This window comes from Lentzea waywayandensis (assembly GCF_900115955.1).
GTDB classification, from domain to species: domain Bacteria; phylum Actinomycetota; class Actinomycetes; order Mycobacteriales; family Pseudonocardiaceae; genus Lentzea; species Lentzea waywayandensis.
Genome location: NZ_FOYL01000016.1, coordinates 22,727 through 42,058 on the forward strand (window position 1 = coordinate 22,727; position 19,332 = coordinate 42,058).

The 19,332-nt window shown below is 67.5% G+C and carries 14 protein-coding genes and 1 tRNA gene; 9 read left to right on the forward strand and 6 right to left on the reverse strand.

Translation table 11 applies throughout. From position 1 onward, the window contains the following. Nucleotides 1–37: 37 nt before the first annotated feature. Nucleotides 38–670: a 5,6-dimethylbenzimidazole synthase gene (gene bluB, locus BM417_RS40225; protein WP_093605367.1), complete on the forward strand. Its 633-nt coding sequence runs from the start codon at nt 38–40 to the stop codon at nt 668–670. 125 nt (nt 671–795) lie between these two features. Then, the gene (locus BM417_RS40230) at nt 796–2,214 is read left to right on the forward strand and encodes a GGDEF domain-containing protein (RefSeq protein ID WP_322789016.1); all 1,419 of its coding nucleotides are present in this window, start codon (nt 796–798) and stop codon (nt 2,212–2,214) included. 10 nt (nt 2,215–2,224) lie between these two features. Here the strand turns inward: BM417_RS40230 and BM417_RS40235 are convergent, their stop codons facing one another. Further along, complete coding sequence (locus tag BM417_RS40235) at nt 2,225–2,872, reverse strand: response regulator (protein ID WP_030481367.1); 648 nt, start codon at nt 2,870–2,872, stop codon at nt 2,225–2,227. A 451-nt stretch (nt 2,873–3,323) separates the two neighbouring features. Here BM417_RS40235 and BM417_RS40240 point away from each other — a divergent pair, with 451 nt between their 5' ends. Next, complete coding sequence (locus tag BM417_RS40240) at nt 3,324–6,524, forward strand: penicillin acylase family protein (protein WP_093605369.1); 3,201 nt, start codon at nt 3,324–3,326, stop codon at nt 6,522–6,524. Between the two features lie 55 nt (nt 6,525–6,579). On the opposite strand, the gene BM417_RS40245 is transcribed toward BM417_RS40240, so the two are convergent. After that, nucleotides 6,580–7,317, reverse strand: coding sequence for an FkbM family methyltransferase (locus BM417_RS40245; protein WP_177320881.1), 738 nt, complete (start codon nt 7,315–7,317; stop codon nt 6,580–6,582). A 10-nt stretch (nt 7,318–7,327) separates the two neighbouring features. Continuing rightward, complete coding sequence (locus tag BM417_RS40250) at nt 7,328–8,095, reverse strand: hypothetical protein (RefSeq protein ID WP_143139007.1); 768 nt, start codon at nt 8,093–8,095, stop codon at nt 7,328–7,330. Nucleotides 8,096–8,336: 241 nt separating this feature from the next. On the opposite strand from BM417_RS40250, the gene BM417_RS40255 reads away from it, so the two are divergent. Beyond that, nucleotides 8,337–8,412, forward strand: a tRNA-Arg gene (locus BM417_RS40255). 96 nt (nt 8,413–8,508) lie between these two features. Here BM417_RS40255 and BM417_RS40260 read toward each other — a convergent pair. Next, complete coding sequence (locus BM417_RS40260) at nt 8,509–9,000, reverse strand: SRPBCC family protein (protein WP_093605372.1); 492 nt, start codon at nt 8,998–9,000, stop codon at nt 8,509–8,511. Nucleotides 9,001–9,064: 64 nt separating this feature from the next. Next, nucleotides 9,065–9,535 (reverse strand): hypothetical protein, encoded by a 471-nt coding sequence (locus BM417_RS40265; protein WP_093605373.1) that lies wholly within the window; start codon nt 9,533–9,535, stop codon nt 9,065–9,067. Between the two features lie 226 nt (nt 9,536–9,761). Here BM417_RS40265 and BM417_RS40270 point away from each other — a divergent pair, with 226 nt between their 5' ends. Together BM417_RS40270 and BM417_RS40275 are read left to right on the forward strand one after the other, a co-directional pair. Continuing rightward, the gene (locus BM417_RS40270; RefSeq protein WP_093605374.1) at nt 9,762–11,345 is read left to right on the forward strand and encodes a purple acid phosphatase family protein; all 1,584 of its coding nucleotides are present in this window, start codon (nt 9,762–9,764) and stop codon (nt 11,343–11,345) included. Nucleotides 11,346–11,356: 11 nt separating this feature from the next. After that, nucleotides 11,357–12,814, forward strand: coding sequence for a purple acid phosphatase family protein (locus BM417_RS40275; RefSeq protein ID WP_093605375.1), 1,458 nt, complete (start codon nt 11,357–11,359; stop codon nt 12,812–12,814). Here the strand turns inward: BM417_RS40275 and BM417_RS40280 are convergent. After that, nucleotides 12,795–13,277, reverse strand: coding sequence for a GNAT family N-acetyltransferase (locus BM417_RS40280; RefSeq protein ID WP_093605376.1), 483 nt, complete (start codon nt 13,275–13,277; stop codon nt 12,795–12,797). The genes BM417_RS40275 and BM417_RS40280 overlap by 20 nt on opposite strands. Here BM417_RS40280 and BM417_RS40285 point away from each other — a divergent pair. The 3 genes from BM417_RS40285 (at nt 13,276) to BM417_RS40295 (ending at nt 19,284) form a co-directional block, all read left to right on the forward strand. Beyond that, nucleotides 13,276–14,247 (forward strand): nucleoside hydrolase, encoded by a 972-nt coding sequence (locus tag BM417_RS40285; protein WP_093605377.1) that lies wholly within the window; start codon nt 13,276–13,278, stop codon nt 14,245–14,247. The genes BM417_RS40280 and BM417_RS40285 overlap by 2 nt on opposite strands. A 46-nt stretch (nt 14,248–14,293) precedes the next feature. Next, on the forward strand, nt 14,294–15,193 hold the full coding sequence (locus tag BM417_RS40290) for an LCP family protein (RefSeq protein WP_093605378.1): 900 nt from the start codon (nt 14,294–14,296) through the stop codon (nt 15,191–15,193). A 260-nt stretch (nt 15,194–15,453) separates the two neighbouring features. Further along, nucleotides 15,454–19,284, forward strand: coding sequence for an nSTAND1 domain-containing NTPase (locus tag BM417_RS40295; RefSeq protein ID WP_093605379.1), 3,831 nt, complete (start codon nt 15,454–15,456; stop codon nt 19,282–19,284). Nucleotides 19,285–19,332 lie beyond the last annotated feature (48 nt).

Consider the following 19,332-nt stretch of genomic DNA (forward strand, 5'->3'; position numbering starts at 1 on the left):
TGAAGTTGGTGCTTTCGAGTGAGGCACGATCGCACGAATGAACCTGTACGAGGCAGTCCACCGACGCAGGGACACGCGCGCCGAGTTCTCCGGCGAGGAAATCCCGTCCGACGTGCTGCGACGGGTGCTGACCGCCGCGCACGCCGCCCCGAGCGTCGGCCTTTCCCAGCCGTGGGACTTCGTGCTGGTGCGGGATGAATCGATTCGGCGTGCCTTCCGGGATCACGTCCAGGCCGAACGCAGTGTCTTCGCAGCTCAGCTGGATCATGAACGAGCGGAGACGTTCGCTCGTATCAAGGTCGAAGGAGTCATGGAGTCGACCCTCGGCATCGTGGTCACCTACGACCCCGACCGGGGCTCACCGGCGGTGCTGGGCAGGCACGCGATCGCGGACGCGGGTTTGTACTCGGTGTGCCTGGCGATCCAGAACCTGTGGCTCGCGGCGACGGAAGAGGGACTCGGTGTGGGCTGGGTGAGCTTCTACCGGGAAGATGTGCTGCGCCGTCTGCTGGACATCCCCACAAGGGTCCGTCCGGTTGCGTGGTTGTGCGTTGGTCCGGTTCGATCACTGCCCGATACGCCTGATCTGGAACGTCACGGTTGGCGCAACCGACTACCCCTCGATGACGTCCTGCACCACGATCGGTACGGGGCGCGACCGACCCGGTAGCCTGTGCGGGCCGCTCGGCGAGTCGGAACGGAGTCGATGAACGAGTGGAGCAGCGCGATCCGCTGGTAGCGGGCCAGATTCCGCGGTTGGACCGAGAGGTCCGCGCGTTGCTCAACGCTGGCCGCTTGCCTGAGGCGAACAGTCTTTTCGACGAGGTGGTCACCAAGGTGTCCCCCGGCGCCGACCGCTGGGTTCGGTCGGCCGTCCTCGTGAACCGCGCCGTGATGGCGTGGCGCCTGGGCCGCATCCCCCTCGCCCTCGAACTGGCCGCGGAGGGGTGGACGGACCTCGACGCCGACCGTTCGGACAGCCCCGCGGTGGCCCACACGATGGGCTCGCTCGGCTATCTGATGGAGGGCATCGGCAACCGGCGCGCGGCGCTGGACATGCTGCGGCTGTCGGTGCAGGTGGCGCGGCGGGCGGGCAACACCGACGTGCTGGCGCACTGCCTTCAGCGCCTGGGCGGTTCGCTGAACTTCCGCGCCTGCTCCGGGCCTCCCGCGGCGGCGCCGGCGATCTTCGAGGAAGCCCTGGCGTACCTCGACGAGGGCCTGGGCATCGTGAAGGACGAGGTGCACCGGCGCGCGCTGCTCGGCGCGTGCGGGCGCTCTCTGGCCGGTGTCGGTCAGCTGGACAAGGCCGAGGAGATGGGCGAGGAGACTCTCCGCCTGTCCCTGGACGCCGACGACCTGTGGGGCATCTCGGTCGGCAACTGGGTTCTCGCCGTGGTGCGTCGCGAGCAGAACGACTTCGACGAGGCGCGCACTCTCGCGTCTCGTGCGGTGACGAGCGCCGAACGCATCAACGACACCTCACTGCTGCTGCGGTTCTCCACGGAGCTGGCGGACATCTGCCACGCCCTGGGTGACGCGGTGGGCGAGGCCGAGGCGTTGCGCCGGTCGATGGCCGCCTCCCGCACGGCCAGGGAGACGTTGCAGGAAGGCCTGGGCCAGGCGCTGGAGCAGCGCCGCGTGGCCGTTCAGGCGCAACGGCTCGCGGTGGCGGCGCAGGAGGCCGCGGCGCGCGACCCGTTGACGGGCCTGGCGAACCGGCTGGGGCTGGAACGTGCGGCGGCGGCGTTGCTGGAGTCGACGGCGGCCCGCGGGCGGGTGCCGTGGCTGGTGCTGGTCGACGTGGACTGGTTCAAGAACGTCAACGACGACGCCGGGCACGCGACGGGCGACGCGGCGTTGCGCGAGATCGCGGCGTTGCTGCGGCGGGAATGCCGGTCGGACGACCTGGTGGCGCGGTGGGCCGGCGACGAGTTCGTGGTGCTGCTCGGCGACACGGGGCCGAACATGGACGTCGGCCCGAACGTGGCCGAGCGGATCCGCGCGGCCGTCGACGGGCACGACTGGACGATGGTGCTCGGCGCGGTCCGCCGCCCCACCGTCAGCATCGGTGTCGCGGCGGGACCGGCCAAGCTGGACCAGCTGTTCGCGGCCGCCGACATGGCGCTGTACCGCGCCAAGCGGCACGGCCGCAACAGGGTCGAGGTCGAGCCCTCGGTGGACGAGGTGCCCGAGATCGTGTCCGGGAACTGAAGTCCCGGACTCAGGCGATCAGGCCGCCGCGGTAGGCCACCAGCGCGGCCTGAACGCGGTTGACCGCGCCGATCTTGCCGAGCACGGACGAGACGTAGCCCTTGACCGTCGCCTCCGACAGGTGCAGGGTGCCGCCGATCTCCGCGTTGGACATGCCCTGACCGATCAGCACGAGCACCTCGCGCTCACGTTCGGACAGGCTCTGCAGCAGCCTGCGCGCAGGCTCCGCCATCCGTTCACCGTCGGCCACGGCCGCGAGAACTCTGGCAGCGACACCGGGGTCGAGAACCGCTCCCCCGCGCGCGAGATCGCGCACGGCCTTGACGAGCTGTTCCGGTTCGGTGTCCTTGAGCAGGAAGCCGGCCGCGCCGAGACGCAGAGCTTCCGAAACGTATTCGTCGACGTCGAACGTGGTCAGGATGCAGACCCTCGGTGGGTCCGGCAGGGTCCGCAGCCTCCGCAGGGCCACGAGTCCGTCCGAGGTGCGCATCCGGATGTCGAGCAGTACAACGTGCGGACGATGCTGGCGTGCCAGGTCGGCTACCAGGTGTCCGTCATCGGCCTCAGCAACAACTTCGATGTCCCCGACGCTGCTCAGGATCATGCGAAGGCCGGAGCGGACGAGGTCCTCGTCGTCGGCCAGCAGAACCTTGATCACGACGCCTCCCGCATTGGCGTTCCGTGCTCCCTCATGTTCGTGATCTTCGCGTACGCATGCCGAAGACCACGTTAATTCTCAGTTATCTCATCATGTGGTAACGGATTTTCGAGATCACCGGCAACGTTCACAGTTACCGGAATAGCGCGCCGACTTCGCTGCGTAGGCATGCCACCAGGGTTTAGGGGGAGGCGTCGGAACCCTGAGTGACGAAACATCGAAATCCCACTCAGTGGAATGTCGTACCAGAAACACGGATACAGCCTCGGCAATCCGATTCAGATGTCTCGTTTGGCGTCGTTTCTGCCCATATGTTTTCTCAATGGGTTTCGGGATCGATACAGGGCCTTCCTGGGCGTTCGAGAAAACGCGAAGGTCTTTCGCAATAGCCTTACTGGAAAGTAACGTGCGTCACAACAGCCCTGCCCTGCACGGAGAGGAGCTTCGCGCGATGCGGAGAGCCAATCCGGTGACGTCCCTGCTGGCGACTGCCGCCGTCACCGCCTCCCTTTTGATCGTCCCGTCCGCCGCACAGGCCGAGGAGCCACGCGCGGCCGCGTTCGCCGCCGACGACTACTGCCTCGGCCAGTGCAGCGACATCGTGCCGCCGGGCAACAACGGCAACGCGACGCTGGCCGAGATCCTCACCCACAAGGCGTTCGGCACCAGGCCCGCGCACTCCGCCGACCAGCTCGGCAAGTACGACGCCCTGGTCAACGGCTACGGCGGCCTGACGAACAGCCAGCTGACCGACTTCTTCAACGACGCGTCGTTCGGCGTGCCGTCCGACCAGGTCGAGAGCACCGTCAAGCCGCGGTCGGACGTGACGATCGTGCGCGACAAGAAGATCGGCATGCCGCACATCACCGGGACCACCCGGTCCGGCACGATGTTCGGCGCCGGCTTCGCGGCCGCCCAGGACCGCCTGTGGCTGATGGACATCTTCCGCCACCTCGGCCGCGGCCAGCTGACCGGTTTCGCCGGTGGCGCGCCCGGCAACCGCGTGCTGGAGCAGAGCTTCTTCAACCAGATCGCGTACACCGAGGCGGATCTGCAGAAGCAGATCGAGTCCGCCGCGGCGAACGGTGGTGAGCGCGGGCGCCAGGCGTTGGCCGACGTCAACGACTACACCGCGGGCATCAACGCGTACATCACGCAGTCCGTGGGCGCTCGCAACTTCCCCGGCGAGTACGTGCTGACCGGGCACGCCGACTCGATCACGAACTGGAACGACATCCAGCCGTTCAAGTCGACCGACATGGTGGCGATCGCCTCGGTGGTCGGCGGCCTGTTCGGTGCCGGCGGTGGCGGCGAGGTGCAGTCGGCGCTGGTGAAGCTGGCGGCGCAGAACAAGTACGGCGCCGCCGTCGGCGAGCAGGTGTGGAAGGCGTTCCGGGCGCAGAACGACCCCGAGGCCGTCCTGACCCTCCACGACGGACAGTCGTTCCCGTACTCGGCCTCGCCCGCCTCGCCTCAGGGCGTGGCGCTTCCCGACGCCGGCAGCATCACGCCGGAGCGGATGGTCTACGACGAGGTGGGCGGCACGGGTGCTTCCGTCGCTGTTCCCGCTTCCTCCGATGTGGCGAAGGCCCGCGGAATCTTCTCCGATGGTGTGCTGCCTCCGGACCTGTTGAACAAGAAGCACGGCATGTCGAACGCGCTCGCGGTCTCCGGTGCGCACACCGACACCGGCAACCCGATCGCCGTGTGGGGACCGCAGACCGGTTACTTCGCGCCGCAGTTGCTGCTGTTGCAGGAGCTCAACGGGCCCGGCATCCGTTCGCGCGGCGTCTCGTTCGCGGGCGTCTCGATGTACGTGCAGCTCGGCCGGGGTGTGGACTACTCGTGGAGCGCCACCTCGTCCGCGCAGGACATCGTCGACACCTACGCCGTCGAGCTGTGCAACCCGGACGGTTCCCCTGCCACCAAGGCCTCTACGTCGTACCTGTTCCACGGCTCTTGCCTGCCGATGGAACGGCTGGAGCGCAAGAACGCCTGGAAGCCGACGGTCGCCGACGGCACACCCGCCGGTTCGTACACATTGGTGATGTATCGAACCAAGTACGGCCTGGTGACGAGCCGTGCGACCGTCGGCGGCAAGGTCGTGGCGTACACGACGTTGCGTTCGACGTACATGCACGAGGTCGACTCGATCATCGGCTTCCAGGAGCTCAACGATCCCGGCGCCATCCGTTCGGCTGCCGACTTCCAGCGCGCGGCCAACAAGATCGGCTACGCGTTCAACTGGTTCTACGTCGACTCCCGCGACTCCGCGTACTTCAACTCGGGCCTGAACCCGGTGCGCCGGTCCACTGTGGACCCGAACCTGCCGACGTGGGGCCGCGCCGAGTACGAGTGGGTGGACTGGAACGGCGACGAGAACACAGCCGCCTACATGCCGTTCGCCGGACACCCGAACTCGATCAACCAGGACTACTACGTGTCCTGGAACAACAAGCAGGCCAAGGACTTCACGTTCGGCGGGTTCGGCCACAGCGCCGTGCACCGCGGCGACCTGCTCGACGTTCGCGTGCGCGCTCTGATCGCCTCCGGCCAGAAGGTCACGCGCGCGGCACTGACTCGCGCCATGGCCGAGGCGGCCGTGGCCGACCTGCGCGCCGAGCAGGTGCTGCCCGAACTGTTGCGCGTGGTGGAGTCCGCTCCCGTCGACGCGTCTCTGGCCCCGGTCGTGCAGAAGCTGAAGGACTGGCAGCGCTCAGGCTCGTTGCGCAAGGAGACCGCGAAGGGCAGCAAGACCTACAACCACGCCGAAGCCATCCGAATTCTGGATGCCTGGTGGCCGCTTCTGGTGGAGTCGGAGTTCAGGCCGTCGCTGGGCGACGACCTGTTCAACGCACTGGTAGGCGCCCAGCAGGTCGACGAGGCCCCGTCCGACGCGCACGGTGCCGCGCCGCACAAGGGTTCCTCGTTCCAGTACGGCTGGTGGGGCTACGTGGACAAGGACCTGCGCAAGGTCCTCGGCGACCCGGTCCAGGGCGCGTTCCCGCAGACCTACTGCGGCGGCGGCACGTTGACCGGCTGCCGCACGGCCCTCGTGAACTCCTTGGTCCAGGCCGTGGCCAAGCCCGCCAACGTCGTCTACCCAGGTGACGCCGACTGCGCCGCGGGCGACCAGTGGTGCGCGGACACGATCATCCACCGCGCCATGGGAGGCATCACCCAAGACAAGATCCACTGGCAGAACCGCCCGACGTACCAGCAGGTCGTGCAGTTCCCGTCCCGCAGGGGCCAGAACATCACCAACCTGGCCGCCGGCCGCACCGCCACCGCGTCGTCCCACGAAACGGGCTGGAACAACCTCCCGCCGTCGAACGCGCTGGACAGCAACCCGACCACCCGCTGGGCCAGCGACTGGAACGACAACCAATGGATCCAGGTCGACCTTGGCTCAGTGCAACGAATCGGTCGCGCGGCGTTGCGGTGGGAATCGGCCTTCGCCAGGGGCTACCGCATCGAGATTTCCAATGACGGCAGCAACTGGCGGAACGTTTTCTCCACAAGTGCTGGCGATGGCGGCGATGATGTCGTAGCGTTCACACCACAGGACGCGAGATACCTCCGGATGACGGGTACCCAACGGGCCGGTCAGTACGGATACTCCCTGTACGAGCTTGAGGTCTACGTTTCGTAGGCCTTCGAGATGAGGACGCCGATCCACCCCCAGGGGTCGGCGTCCTCTACTTATGTCAGGCCCTGAACAGGTAGTTCCTGATCTCGTCACCGATGTTGTGCGTAGGCACCCACTCACCGCCGTGCCACGTGCTCATCCGATACCCGCGCTCGGCCAGGAAGTCCGCGACGTCCTTCGCGTGGTACCCGAACCGCTCGACGTGCCGTTGCTCGATCTCCAGCAAGAACGCGGGCTTGAGCCGTTCGATGGTCTCCACGGCCCCTTCGAGGACCCTGAGCTCGGCCCCCTCCACGTCGGCCTTGACGAAGTCGAGTTTGGTGATCCCCTGCTCCTCGACGAAATGGTCCAGGGTGTCCGTCTTGACCAGAACGTCCAGGTGCTGATCGAACTCCTCGTTGGACCCCAGCCCGTTCGCCCCCACCGTGAGGAACGAGCGCCCGGTGACAGGACTCCCGTGCCGCACGGGAACGCTCATGACCTCGCGCCCCTGCCTCTCCGCGCCAAGGGCAACCGAGTGCCTCTTGATGTTGGCCCCTTCGCGCGGCCGGAGCACGTAGGAAAGGGCAGGGTGCGCGAACACGAGCGGCTCGACGCTGTGCACAGTCCCTTGTGGACCGACCAGTCTCGACAGGGTCACCGTGTACAGCCCCAACGCGGCCCCGACGTCCACACAGACGTCTCCAGGCTTGACGACCTTGCGGAGCCCGATCAGCTCCGCCTCGGCATAGGGCGTGAACCGGGCGAGCGCCTGCAACCCGGCGACAACAGCAGCACTGCGAAGTTGGGTCAACACCTCTATCAGCCTAGACGTGCCCGTTCGTGTGCTGTTCGCCCGCAGGCAACCCGATCTGATCAGCGAACTCGGCAGCCACCTGAGCCCCGCCGTACACGCTCAACGCCTTGACCAGATGCTGCCTCAAGTCCCTCCGATGCGCGTCCTCGAGCTCAGGCATGGCCCGCTCAACGCTGCTGACCAACGACTCGGCCCAATGCCCACCCGGCTGCCGTTGCGCGATCTTCACGAGCTCCGCGAGGTGATCGGCCAGCTTGACCGCCTCCTCGACCTGATACCCGTTGCGCTGCAACCACCAGATCGTCGCCGTACCGACGTCCGTCAGCACCTCGTCACGCAGGTACCGGATCTCCGCCCGCTCGACATCCCGCTCCGCCAGCTTGAACGTCGAGTTCCGCAACAACTCGATGTGCTTCTTGGCCATCTCCAGGTCGTCATCCCCGACCGAGACCTTCACCTGCTCCGCCCGAGCCCACACATGAGTCCCAGGCACCTGCCGCTCAGTGGCGAGCTCATCCCCCAACTGCACCTGAAGAGCAGCGTGGTGCACCAACATCGCCTTGCCGCTGATCTCCTTGGCCCGCTGCAAAACGTGATGGATGGCAGCACTACGCGGCGAGTTGTGCCTGAGGCCCGTCGCCAGATCAAGCCGCCACACCACCGTGAACTTCAGCTGGAAGTCCAGCCCGTACACCGCACTCGCCAACGGCGTCTCGAACTCCTGCTGATGACTGCTCGCCGGCGGCACGAAGGTGATGTCGTCAGCTCTCTTGGGCACCGTCCGGCGCCACCAAGCCTTGAAGGCACCAAGCGGGCCAGGACGGAAGTCGGGCCAGGGTCTGCTCACAAGCCCTCCCTACCTGACGTTTGTGCCCGGCAGAAGGTGGCCTGCCTCACTTCCCTCCAACGGCCGCAGCCTCGGTTGCCTGCCCCTCACGGTGCGTGAGCAGGCGCCGGTCCGCGGTAGCCGGGGGCGCTGGTCAACTCGGTAGCGCCACCCCGCTAGACTGCTGTCGCCAGCCCTAGTAGCTCAGGGGATAGAGCATCGGTTTCCTAAACCGTGTGTCGCAGGTTCGAATCCTGCCTGGGGCACCACCTTTCGCCGGGTGAAATCAGGGCCTGACATGCTGAAACGCTGTCGGGCCCTGATCTTTTCCATCGGCCACCAGCCGTACGCCGAGACCGAGCGGATCAGTCCTTCGCCTCGCGCACGTCTTTCCCCAGCTCGGCGAACGCCTTGAAGTCCTGCATGTGCTGTAGCGACTGCTTGCGGAAGGCACCGGGCATCAGGATCCCCACCAGTCTCATCAGCACGCCGCTGAACCGGTACTCGTTCTCGCTCACCCAGAGCGTCGTCTCCGGACCGGCTTCGGTCAGCCGGTCGCGTGCGGCGCTCCACATGCCCTCGCCGACGATCTCGCGCTCGAAGTGCACGACGCTCCCTGTCGGGATCTCGTGCAGGTCTGCCGGTTCGCGGCGCGTGATGGTCTCGGTGCCCTCGAACTTCTGCTGCCCCGTCTGCATCACTACCCGCGATTTGGTGCCGACGTGCCCGTGCGCCCCGCTCAGCGGCTCGTGCAGCACCAGGCCCCGCAGCCACTTCGGCATGTGTGCCGGGTCGGCGAGCAGTTGGACCGCCCTCTCGCGCGGCAGAGCGATCTCGATCGAGACGGTGTACTTCATGGCGGCGCGCTCCAGGGTGAACGGGCGTTCGGTGGCTACGAGGATGCCTGCTGGATCTGTGTGGTCACCCGCCCGACCGGACGTGGCTGATGTACGGCTCGTAGGCCGACAGGTCGCGGTGCGGCTCGTACGTGCTCAGGTAGTAGTAGTCGGCGATGATGTTGGCCTGCTGTTCGGTGTTGAAGTCGGCGAACGACTTCCCGCGCAGGCCTTCCGTGCCGCCGTAGTCGTAGAGGCCCTTCACGAAGAACCCCGCCATGGCGGTCGGGAGCAGGCTCAGCACGCTGCGGCCGTGTTGGTACTGGTAGGCGTGGGTCAGTTCGTGGACCAGCCAGCGCTCGTATCTTGCCTGGTGTTGCGGTCTGGTCAGGACGCCTTTGGGGAAGGTGACGAGCCTGGGCAGGGTGCGGGCTACGCCGAAGCTGCCCAGCAGGCCGCCTTCGGCGAGGGTCAGGACACTGATGTCCAGGGCGTCGCCGAACACCTCGCCGGCTATGTCGGCCTCGCGTGACTCCAGGTTGCGACGGAACACCATGGCGGCTCCCTGCTCCGGCATCGGACCACTGATGTTAAGCGGTTCTGCCTGAGTGGGTGGCGGGGCATTGTGGACACTGAGGTAGCCCTTGATGCCGAAGTCGGACCTGACCGGATTCTGCCGATTCGCGGACGGGCGAGCGAACCAGCAAAAGTACCGGCAGAAGCTCCTGTTGTGCCCCAACGGTCATTGACCGCTGTAAACAAGGTTTCCTAATTTCGGGCTCATGAGTGAGCCTCCGCGACGCAGGTCACCGAACGGTCCACGCCTTCAGGAACTCTACGAGGACGCCCAGCGGAGGTACTCGCGGCGCGGGCTCTTCCGGGCCGGGGCGGTGGGCGGGGCCGTGCTCGCCACGTCGGGATTGGTGGGCGCCGCTTCGGCCAGTGGGTTTGCGGTGCCGGCCGTGTTGCTCAAGGAGACGGTCAACGGGAGTGTTCTCCGGCCGTTCGGGCGGCACATCGCGTTCGGGGCGAATCCATCGACACAAATAGTGGTGTCGTGGCAGGCGCCTGCCAACGTTCAAGCGCCCTACCTGCGGGTCGGCACGAAAGCCGGTGAGTACGGGGAGAGGTTGCCTGCGGAGGTGAGGGCGCTTACCAGCGACTTGGCCTGGCAGGAGCGGGAGCCGCTCTTCACCATCTCGCCGCACCTCGGCAAGGCCGTCACGCAGTACTACCTGCACGTCCGGCTCGACGATCTGGTGCCGAACACGACGTACTACTACGTGGTGGGGCATCAAGGATTTGAGCCGCAAGAGCCTGCGACCTTCCGGACGGCACCGGTCGCCACCGCGAAGACGGCGTTCTCGTTCACGGCCTTCGGGGATCAGGGGGTCGGGCACAACGCGTTGGCCACCAACAGTCTCATCGCCGATCTGGGGCCGCGGTTCCACCTCGCCATGGGCGACATGAGTTACGCCAACGACGGTGAGGGTGGGCGGCCGGAGACCGACAAGTACGACGCGCGGAAGTGGGATTCGTTCTTCGCGCAGAACGAGCTCGTGGCGGCTGAGGTTCCGTGGATGGTCTCGCTCGGCAACCACGAGATGGAGAGCTGGTACGACAACCACGGTTATGGCGGCATGCGGGCGAGGTTCACCATGCCCGACAACGCCTGGGACGGGTCCACCTGCATCTACTCCTGGCGGTACCAGAACGTCGGGATGATCAGCTTGGACGGCAACGACATCTGCTACAACAGCGACGCCAACCTCGACTACACCGAGGGCAAGCAGCAAACCTGGCTCAAGGCGCAGCTCGAGAAGTTCCGCAAGGACGTGAACATCGACTTCATCGTCGTCTACTGCCACCAGTGCACGTACTCGACGTCCGGGAACAACGGGTCCGAGGTCGGCGCGCAGAAGCGGTGGGCGCCGTTGTTCGACCAGTACCAGGTGGATCTGGTTCTCAACGGGCACAACCACGTCTACGAGCGCACGGATCCGATCAAGGCGGGCAAGGGCACCAGGAAGGCGGACATCAAGAGCACCATCAACCCCGTCAAGGACGGCACGACGTACATCACCGCGGGCGGTGGTGGCGAGAGCATCAACAGCTGGGCCGACTCGAAGATCTCCGACTCCTACCTCGGCAACGTCAAGGACGCCACGGCGACGATGCGGGTCGACCAGGAGGACGGCGAGGAGAAGCTGGTCAAGGTGACGTGGTCGCGGGTGCGGTATCGCGGGTACGGGCTGATCGTCGTCGACGTCACGCCGAGCACGAACGGATCACTGGCCCAGATGAAGGTCCGCGCGCTCACCGAGACGGGTGCGCTGGTCGACGAGTTCACGATCCGGCGCGGCTGAGAGGGCCTGACATGACTGAAGAACACTCGCGCCGGTTGTTGTTCAAGGTGGGTGGCGCCGCGCTCGTCACCGCCGCGATCACCGGTACGAAACCGGCCCAGGCCGCGCCGGACGGGCTGAGGATCAGGCCGGTCGGGCGGCACCTCGCGTTCGGCGCGGAGCCGTCCAAGCAGGTCGTGATCTCCTGGCAGCAGCTGGAGAAGGTCACCGGGCCGTACGTCCGGATCGCCACCGACGGCGGTGAGTTCGGACCGAAGATCGCCGCCGAACCGCGCACGCTCAAGAGCGAGATCGGCTGGCAGGACGGCGACCACAGCTTCCCGCCGCACGGCCCGGATCCCCTGTACCAGTACTACCTGCACGCCAAGCTCACCGGCCTCGCGCCGGCGACGACGTACTTCTACGTCGTGGGGCACGACAACTACGATCCCGCGACCAGCAAGCGCCCCAACGAGATCGCGTCCTTCAGAACCGCCCCGACGGCGACCGCGACAACGCCGTTCACCTTCACGGCGTTCGGCGACCAGGGCTACGGCTACAACGCGCGCAAGCTCACGAGCCTCGCCGCGGACCAAGGCCCGGCCTTCCACCTCGCGCTCGGCAACCTGAGCTACGCCATCCACGGCGGCACGACGAACGTCGAGGGCGGGCACACCGACACGGACAAGTACGACGCGGCACGGTGGAACAGTTTGTTCGCGCAGAACGAGTTCATGGCGCAGACGACGCCGTGGATGCTGACGCTCGGCAACCGCGAGATGGAGGAGTGGTACTCCCCCAACGGCTATGGCGGCATCAAGCAGCGCGTCACCATGCCGGACAACGCGTGGAGCGGCTCCATCGGCATCTACGCCTGGCAGTACCAGAACGTCGGGCTGATCAGCCTGGACGGCAACGACATCTGCAACCGCAACACCGCGAACCTCGACCACACCAAGGGAAGGCAGCTCACCTGGCTGGACGGGCAGCTCGCCGCTTTCCGCAAGGACAAGACCATCGACTTCATCGTCGTCTACCTGCACCACGCGACGTACTCGACGGCGGACGGCGGTGGCGCGGAGAGCGTCGCGCAGCAGAAGTGGGCGCCGGTGTTCGACAAGTACAAGGTCGACCTGGTCCTCAACGCGCACAACCGCGTCTACGAACGCACCGACCCGATCAAGGCCGGCAAGGCGAGCAAGGACGGCACCACCTACATCACGGCGGGCGCGGGCGGACAGGCACTGGACAGGTTCTACAAGAACGCGCCGGAGTCCTATCTGGGCAACGAGAACACCGGCGGCACCCCGACCATGCGCTGCTACAAGAAGAACAGTGCGAGCTCGACGGACACCAAAGTCACCTGGTCACGCGCGAGGTACCGGGGCTACAGCATCGTCGCGGTCGACGTCACCAAGACCACGATGAAGGTCCGTGCGCTGAACGAGGACGGCGTGCTGATCGACGAGCTCACCCTGCGACGCCGGTGAGCCGGTAGCGGATCTCCTTCAGCTCCACACCGTCGATGGTCTCGGTCTTCTCGAGACCATCGACGCGGAACCCGAGCCGCTCGTAGAAGCGCCGGGCCCGCGGGTTCTCGTCGAACACCCACACCACCACGTCCTGCTCGGCGCCCAAAGCGGCACGAGCCAGCTCGTACCCCAGCCCGGTGCTCCACGCCGAGGGCAGCACGTAGATCGCGTACAACTGGAACGCCGCATCGGGCTCACGGGACGGGCCGACGGCGATGAACCCGGCCACCGCGGAGTCGACCAGCCCCACCCACACCCCGCCGCGCGGAATGGCGCGCTCCCACATCGATGTGCGCGCTTCCACGGAGAGGCCGTCCAGCTCCGAGTCCGGGACCAGACCGCGATAGGCGGCCTGCCAGGTCTGGACGTGCACCGAAGCAACGGCAGGAGCATCGGCGACGACTGCTGGACGAACCGTCATGTCTTCCCCCACTGGCATGATCGAACGCATGCGGATCATCGTCGACGCGGACCCCGGCATCGATGATGCCCTCGCTTTGTACTACCTGCGCGCCCAGCGGGACACCGAAATAGTCGCCATCGGCACGGTCCACGGCAACGTGCCGGTGCAGCAGGCCACGGCCAACGCGCTGAGGCTCACCGAACGTCTGAATCTCAACGTCCCCGTGGCCATGGGCGCCGCGAAACCGCTCGCACAGCCCCTGGCAACCGCTGAAGACGTGCACGGTCAAGACGGCCTCGGCGGGTACGCGGGAGACGAGCCGACGACCACCCACACCGAGCAGAGCGCCGCCGAGCAGCTCGCGAACATGGCGCGGGAGAACCCGAAGGAACTGAGCCTGCTCGCGATCGGGCCGCTCACCAACGTCGCGCTGGCGCTGCAGATCGAGCCGCGGCTCCCGGAGCTGCTCGACAAGGTCGTGGTCATGGGTGGTGCGCTCAACGTGCCGGGCAACATCACCTCGCACGCGGAGGCCAACTTCTGGCACGACCCGGAGGCGGCGGACCTGGTGCTCGCGGCCGGCTTCCCCCACCTCACCATCGTCGGCCTCGACGTCACCATGGAGAGTCACGCGCCGCAGGAGTGGCTCGACACGCTCCCGCACGACTGCTTCCCGAAAAAGATCCTCGGCTTCTACGCCGACTTCTACGGCAGCTTCCTGGGCAAGAAGGGCTTCGTCCCGCACGACCCGCTGGCCGCCGCGATCCTGCTCGATCCCGGCCTCGCGAGCTACCACGAGGACCGGTTCGCGATCGAGCTCACCGGCCGCTACACGCGCGGCAAGATCGTCGCCGACCAACGGTTCCTCGCCCCCGAAAGCCCGTTCGGGCGTGACATCGCCACCGAACGCACGAAGGCCAGGTACGCCGTCACGGCCGACCACGCCCGGTTCCTCGACCAGCTGAGGCACGCTGTGACACAACCATGACGAACCATCGACGGGACCTGGACAAACAGCCTGGACCGTAGAAGGCATGAACGTCCACTTGAAACGATGGCTCGCGGTCTCGGGGGCCGCCGTGGTCATCGCGACGGGCGTCGTGGCCGGGGGTTCCTACTGGCGGCTGGAGAGCAATCTCAAGACCGTCGATCTCTCCACGGAGATCACCCACCCCAGGCCTCCGTCGACGCCTGGCCGCCCCCTCAACATCCTCCTCATCGGCAAGGACGACGGGCGGTCCGACACCGCCATGGTCGTGCAGCTGAACGCGAAGGGCGACCAGGCACGCGTGGTCAGCATCCCGCGCGACACGATGGTGCCGAGGCCGGAGTGCGGGACCAACCCGCCGGCCGCGATCGCCATGTTCAACAGCGCCTTCTCCACCGGCGGCGCCGCGTGCACGGTGGCGACGGTCGAGCAGATGAGCGGCATCCGGATCGACCACTTCGTGCAGATCGACTTCAACGGCTTCCGCGACGTCATCGACAAGCTCGGCGGGATCGACGTCACGATGCCCGAGGCGATCGACGACGAGAAGAGCGGGCTGCACGTGCCGGCCGGGCCCACGAAGCTCGACGGAACCCAGGCGCTCGCATTCGTGCGCACCCGCTACAGCATCGGCGACGGCAGCGACCTGAACCGCATCAAGAACCAGCAGCTGTTCATGCGGGCGTTGAGCGAGAAACTGGCGAACGAGAACTGGCTCGCGAGCCCGGCGAAAACACTCGAGCTCGCCGACATCCTCACGAAGTCCATCGTCACGGACACCGGAATCGGTTCGATTCCCAAATTGGCCGACCTCGCGGGAAAACTCACCGCGTTGAAACCGGACGCCATCACGTACGTGACGCTGCCGACCGAGAGCTACCTGCCCGATCCGAACCGGGTCCAGCCCAAGCAGCCGGAGGCGGACGCGCTGTGGCAAGCCGCCTGACCTAGCAGGCCGCGCCCTGCCATTCGCCGGGAAGCGGACCCGTGGGCCACGGCTGAGGAGACCCCCAGTGCTCCTCAGCCGTGGACGCTCTGCCCCAGTCAGCCACTGCCACTTTGACGGTCTCCCAGTCTCGTGAAGGACGTGGAGTCGAGGTTGTCAGACCACCTCGTTATGGTGGGCCTCTGACTGCCTGTCCGGTGCGTGCGCCGCAGCTCAGGCGGGCGGTCTACGTTTTCCGGTCCGGACGAGGAGGAGGCCGCTTGGGACCCCGTGGCGTCTTCGCGGAGCGCTTCGCGCTGCTCTACGCGGAGGCAGGCGACCCTCCTCTGAAGCGAGTCACGGAATCGGTCACCCGTGCCCGCCGAACGGACGAACAGGGCAGGCCGCTGCGCGTGCCCGCCCAGCGGGTCAGCGACTGGCGGCGCGGGCGCAACGTCCCCGCCAGGTTCAGCGGCCTGAGCGCCGTCCTCGAGGTCCTGGTCGGCGAGGCCCGCAAGCGCAGGCCCCAGCCCCCGATCGACGGCCTGTACGAACTCGACGCGTGGCGCGCCCTCTGGGAAGAGGCGCTCGCGAGCCCCGTCACGGAAACGGACACGCCCCCTCAGGAAGACAACTCCGTCTGCCCGTACATGGGTCTGAGCGCATTCGGGCCCGAGGACGCGAATTGGTTCTTCGGCCGGGAAAGGGCGACGAACGCACTTCTCGACCGGCTGAACGACAACGGCATCACCACGCTCGTGGGCGCGTCCGGTGCCGGCAAGTCCAGTTTGATGAAAGCGGGCGTTCTTCCCCGGCTGAACAAGGAAGCCGTCATCATTTCGCCCGGCACCGATCCGTTGAAGGAGTTCGCGCTCCAGGTGCCGGAGCTGATCCACGTGCTGGAGTCCGCGGCCGACTCGGACGGGCTCGTCGACTTCGCCCACGAGGTGCAGGCCGCGGTCGGCGACCGGGTGGTGATCGTCGACCAGTTCGAGGAGGCGTTCACCCTCGGCGGCGACGAGAACCGGCTGCGGATCTTCGTACAGGCCCTGCACGCGGCGGCGCGGAAGACGGCGGTCGTGCTCGGCGTGCGGGCCGACTTCTACGCCCGCTGCCTCGACTTCCCCGAGCTCGTCGAGGCCCTCCAGACCAGGCAGATGGTGCTCGGCGCGATGTCCGCGGCCGAGTTGCGCGACGCCGTGACGAGCCCCGCCAAGGCCGCCGGCCTTCAACTGGAGGCCGGGCTGGTCGACCTCGTGCTGCGCGACCTCGGCACGCACAACCGCCGTGGCAAGGACGCCTACGACGCGGGCGCGCTCCCCCTGCTCAGTCACGCGCTGCTGGTCACGTGGCAACGCAGGCAGGCGGGACGCCTCACGATCGCCGGCTACCGGGCGGCCGGCGGCATCCAGGGCGCCGTCGCCACCACCGCCGAACGCGCCTGGTCCGACCTCGACGAACCGGCGAGGGCCGCCGCGAGACCGCTGCTGTTGCGCCTGGTCAGGGTCGGCGACGACACCCAGGACACCCGCCGCCGGTCCAGCCGCCACAGCCTGCTGGAGGCCAGCACGAACCTCCCGGCGACGGAACGCGCGCTCGAAGTCCTCACGCACGCCCGCCTGATCACCACGGACGCCGACGCGGTCGAGATCACGCACGAGGCGTTGCTCCAGGCGTGGCCCCGGTTGCGCAGCTGGATCGACGAGGACCGCGCGGGCAACCTGACCCGGCAGCGGCTCGAGGAGGACGCGGCGACGTGGTCCACGCACGACCGCGACTCGTCACTGCTCTACCGCGGCGCACGGCTGGAGGGTGTGCGGCAGCAGCAGGACGTCACCACGATCGCCAAGGAGTTCGTGCGGACGTCCGAACGCCAGCACCGCAAGAGCGTCTGGCTGCGCCGCAGCGCCATCTCCCTCGTGGTGATCTTCGCGCTGATCGCCGCCGGCGCCGCGGTGATCGCCGTGCGGCAACGTGACGACGCGGTGTTCCGCCAGATCGTGGCCGAGGCGGACCGGCTGGCCGACACCGACGCGTCGGTGGCCGCCCAGTTGCTGCTCGCCGCCCACCGGCTGCGGCCGGACGATCTGGACGTGGGCTCCAAGCTGCTCGCGAACCAGCAGAAACCGCTGGCCGTCCCACTGGTGGGGCACACGGGCGCGGTGTATCTGACGTCGTTCACCAACGACGGCGCCGTACTCGCGACCGCGAGCTACGACCGCACGGCACGTCTGTGGGACGTGCGGGACCGGGCGAACCCGAAGCCGCTCGCGGTGATCACCGGCCACACCGACTGGCTCACCTCCGCGGTGTTCTCCCCGGACGGCAGGACGCTCGCCACCACCGGCAACGACAAGACGATCCGGCTGTGGGACATCACCGACCGGGTGAACCCCAGGCACCTCAGGACGATCGAGACCGGCAACGGCACCAGCTACCTGCTGGAGTTCAGCCCCGACGGCAAGATCCTCGCCGCGGCGAACGAGGACAGGACCGCGCGGCTGTGGAACGTCAGCGACCCCGCGGACCCGCAACCGCTCGGCGAACCACTGCGCGGCGCCACCGCGGCGGTGCGGACGCTCGCCTTCACCCCGGACGGCAGAACGCTCGCCACCTCCGGCGACGACCAGGTCGTCCGGCTCTGGGACGTCGCGACCAGGACCGCGGTCGGCAAGCCGATGACCGGCCACACCGGCGGCGTGCACTCGGTGACGTTCAGCCTGGACGGCAAGCTCCTCGCGTCCGCCGCCGACGACACGACGGTGAGGCTGTGGGATCCCGCGACGCAGACGCAGATCGGCGACCCGCTCGTCGGCCACACCGCCGGCGTGTGGTCGGTGAAGTTCAGCCCCGACGGGCGGATGCTCGCCTCCGGGGCGGTGGACGGCACCGCGCGGCTGTGGAACGTCACCGATCCGGTCAACGCGATGCAGCTCGGCAAGCCGCTCGCGGCGCCCAGCGGTGGCGTGTTCGCGGTCGGTTTCTCCCCGGACGGCGCGACGCTCGCCACCGGCGCGGGGGAGAACTCCGTGCGGCTGTGGTCGTTGCCGCGGCACGTGGTGCCGGTCCCCGCCGGGAACGCGGGGGTGACCTCGTTCAGCGAGGACGGCAAGTTGCTCGTGACCGCCGACGGCAACGGCGGCAAGGACGGCAAGACCGCGCGGTTCTGGGACACCAGGGACCCCTTCACGCCGAAGTTCCTCGGAGCGGTGAAGGTCAGCCCTGACAAGGGATCCGTCCGGGTGCAGCTCCGCCCGGACGGCAAGGTGCTCGGCACGTTGGCGGGCGAGAAGACGCTGCAGCTGTGGGACACGAGCGATCCCGCGCACGTCGTGCCGATCACGCCGTCGATCACGCTCGGCACGCGGTTCACCAACCAGCTCGTCTTCTCCCCCGACAGCAGGATCATGGTGACCGGCGGCGACGACGAGTCGGTGCAACTGTGGAACGTCAGCGATCCCGCGAGACCGGTCAAGCTGGGCGATCCGCTCACCGGGCACGACGGGTACGTCAACGACACGACGTTCAGCCCCGACGGCAGGACCATGGTGACCGCGAGCAGCGACCGCATGTTCCGGCTGTGGGACGTGACCGATCCCGCGAAACCACGCCTGCTCGGCAAACCGGTGGAGGACCACCACGAACCGGTGCAGCGCGTCATCTTCACGCCGGACGGCACCAAGCTCATCACCGGCGGCACCGACAAGGCGATCCGGCTGTGGGACGTACGCGACCGGGAGAAGCCGGTGGCGCTCAGCGTGCTCACCGGGCAGACCCAGCAGGTCAGCTCGCTCGCGGTGACGCCGGACGGGAAGACGCTCGCGAGCGGCAGCGCGGACAAGACGTTCCGGTTGTGGGACATCGGAAATCCCGCCGAGGCGACCCCTCTGGGCCAGCCGATGGCGCTCGCGTCCGGCGCCGAGCCGAACGTCCTCTTCAGACCGGACAGCCAGGTCCTCGTGCTGTCGGGTGGAGGCGACGGCCTGCTGCGCCTGTGGGACATCGACGTCTCGCACGAGGCCGAACGGATCTGCGCCACCACACGGGGCGCGCTCACCGAGCGGCTGTGGCAGACCCGCCTGCCCCAGGTGGAGTTCCACGACCCCTGCTGACCCCCGCGCAACCGACGCAAACCCGTCTCACCGACAGCACCTCATCGA

What these genes read in the sequence shown, in the direction of transcription:
- BM417_RS40270 (WP_093605374.1), top strand. Translation starts at nt 9,762, where the DNA reads ATGAGTGAGCCTCCGCGACGCAGGTCACCGAACGGTCCACGCCTTCAG.
- BM417_RS40260 (WP_093605372.1), bottom strand. Translation starts at nt 9,000, where the DNA reads ATGAAGTACACCGTCTCGATCGAGATCGCTCTGCCGCGCGAGAGGGCG.
- BM417_RS40265 (WP_093605373.1), bottom strand. Translation starts at nt 9,535, where the DNA reads ATGGTGTTCCGTCGCAACCTGGAGTCACGCGAGGCCGACATAGCCGGC.
- BM417_RS40275 (WP_093605375.1), top strand. Translation starts at nt 11,357, where the DNA reads ATGACTGAAGAACACTCGCGCCGGTTGTTGTTCAAGGTGGGTGGCGCC.
- bluB (WP_093605367.1), top strand. Translation starts at nt 38, where the DNA reads ATGAACCTGTACGAGGCAGTCCACCGACGCAGGGACACGCGCGCCGAG.
- BM417_RS40240 (WP_093605369.1), top strand. Translation starts at nt 3,324, where the DNA reads ATGCGGAGAGCCAATCCGGTGACGTCCCTGCTGGCGACTGCCGCCGTC.
- BM417_RS40285 (WP_093605377.1), top strand. Translation starts at nt 13,276, where the DNA reads ATGTCTTCCCCCACTGGCATGATCGAACGCATGCGGATCATCGTCGAC.
- BM417_RS40290 (WP_093605378.1), top strand. Translation starts at nt 14,294, where the DNA reads ATGAACGTCCACTTGAAACGATGGCTCGCGGTCTCGGGGGCCGCCGTG.
- BM417_RS40280 (WP_093605376.1), bottom strand. Translation starts at nt 13,277, where the DNA reads ATGACGGTTCGTCCAGCAGTCGTCGCCGATGCTCCTGCCGTTGCTTCG.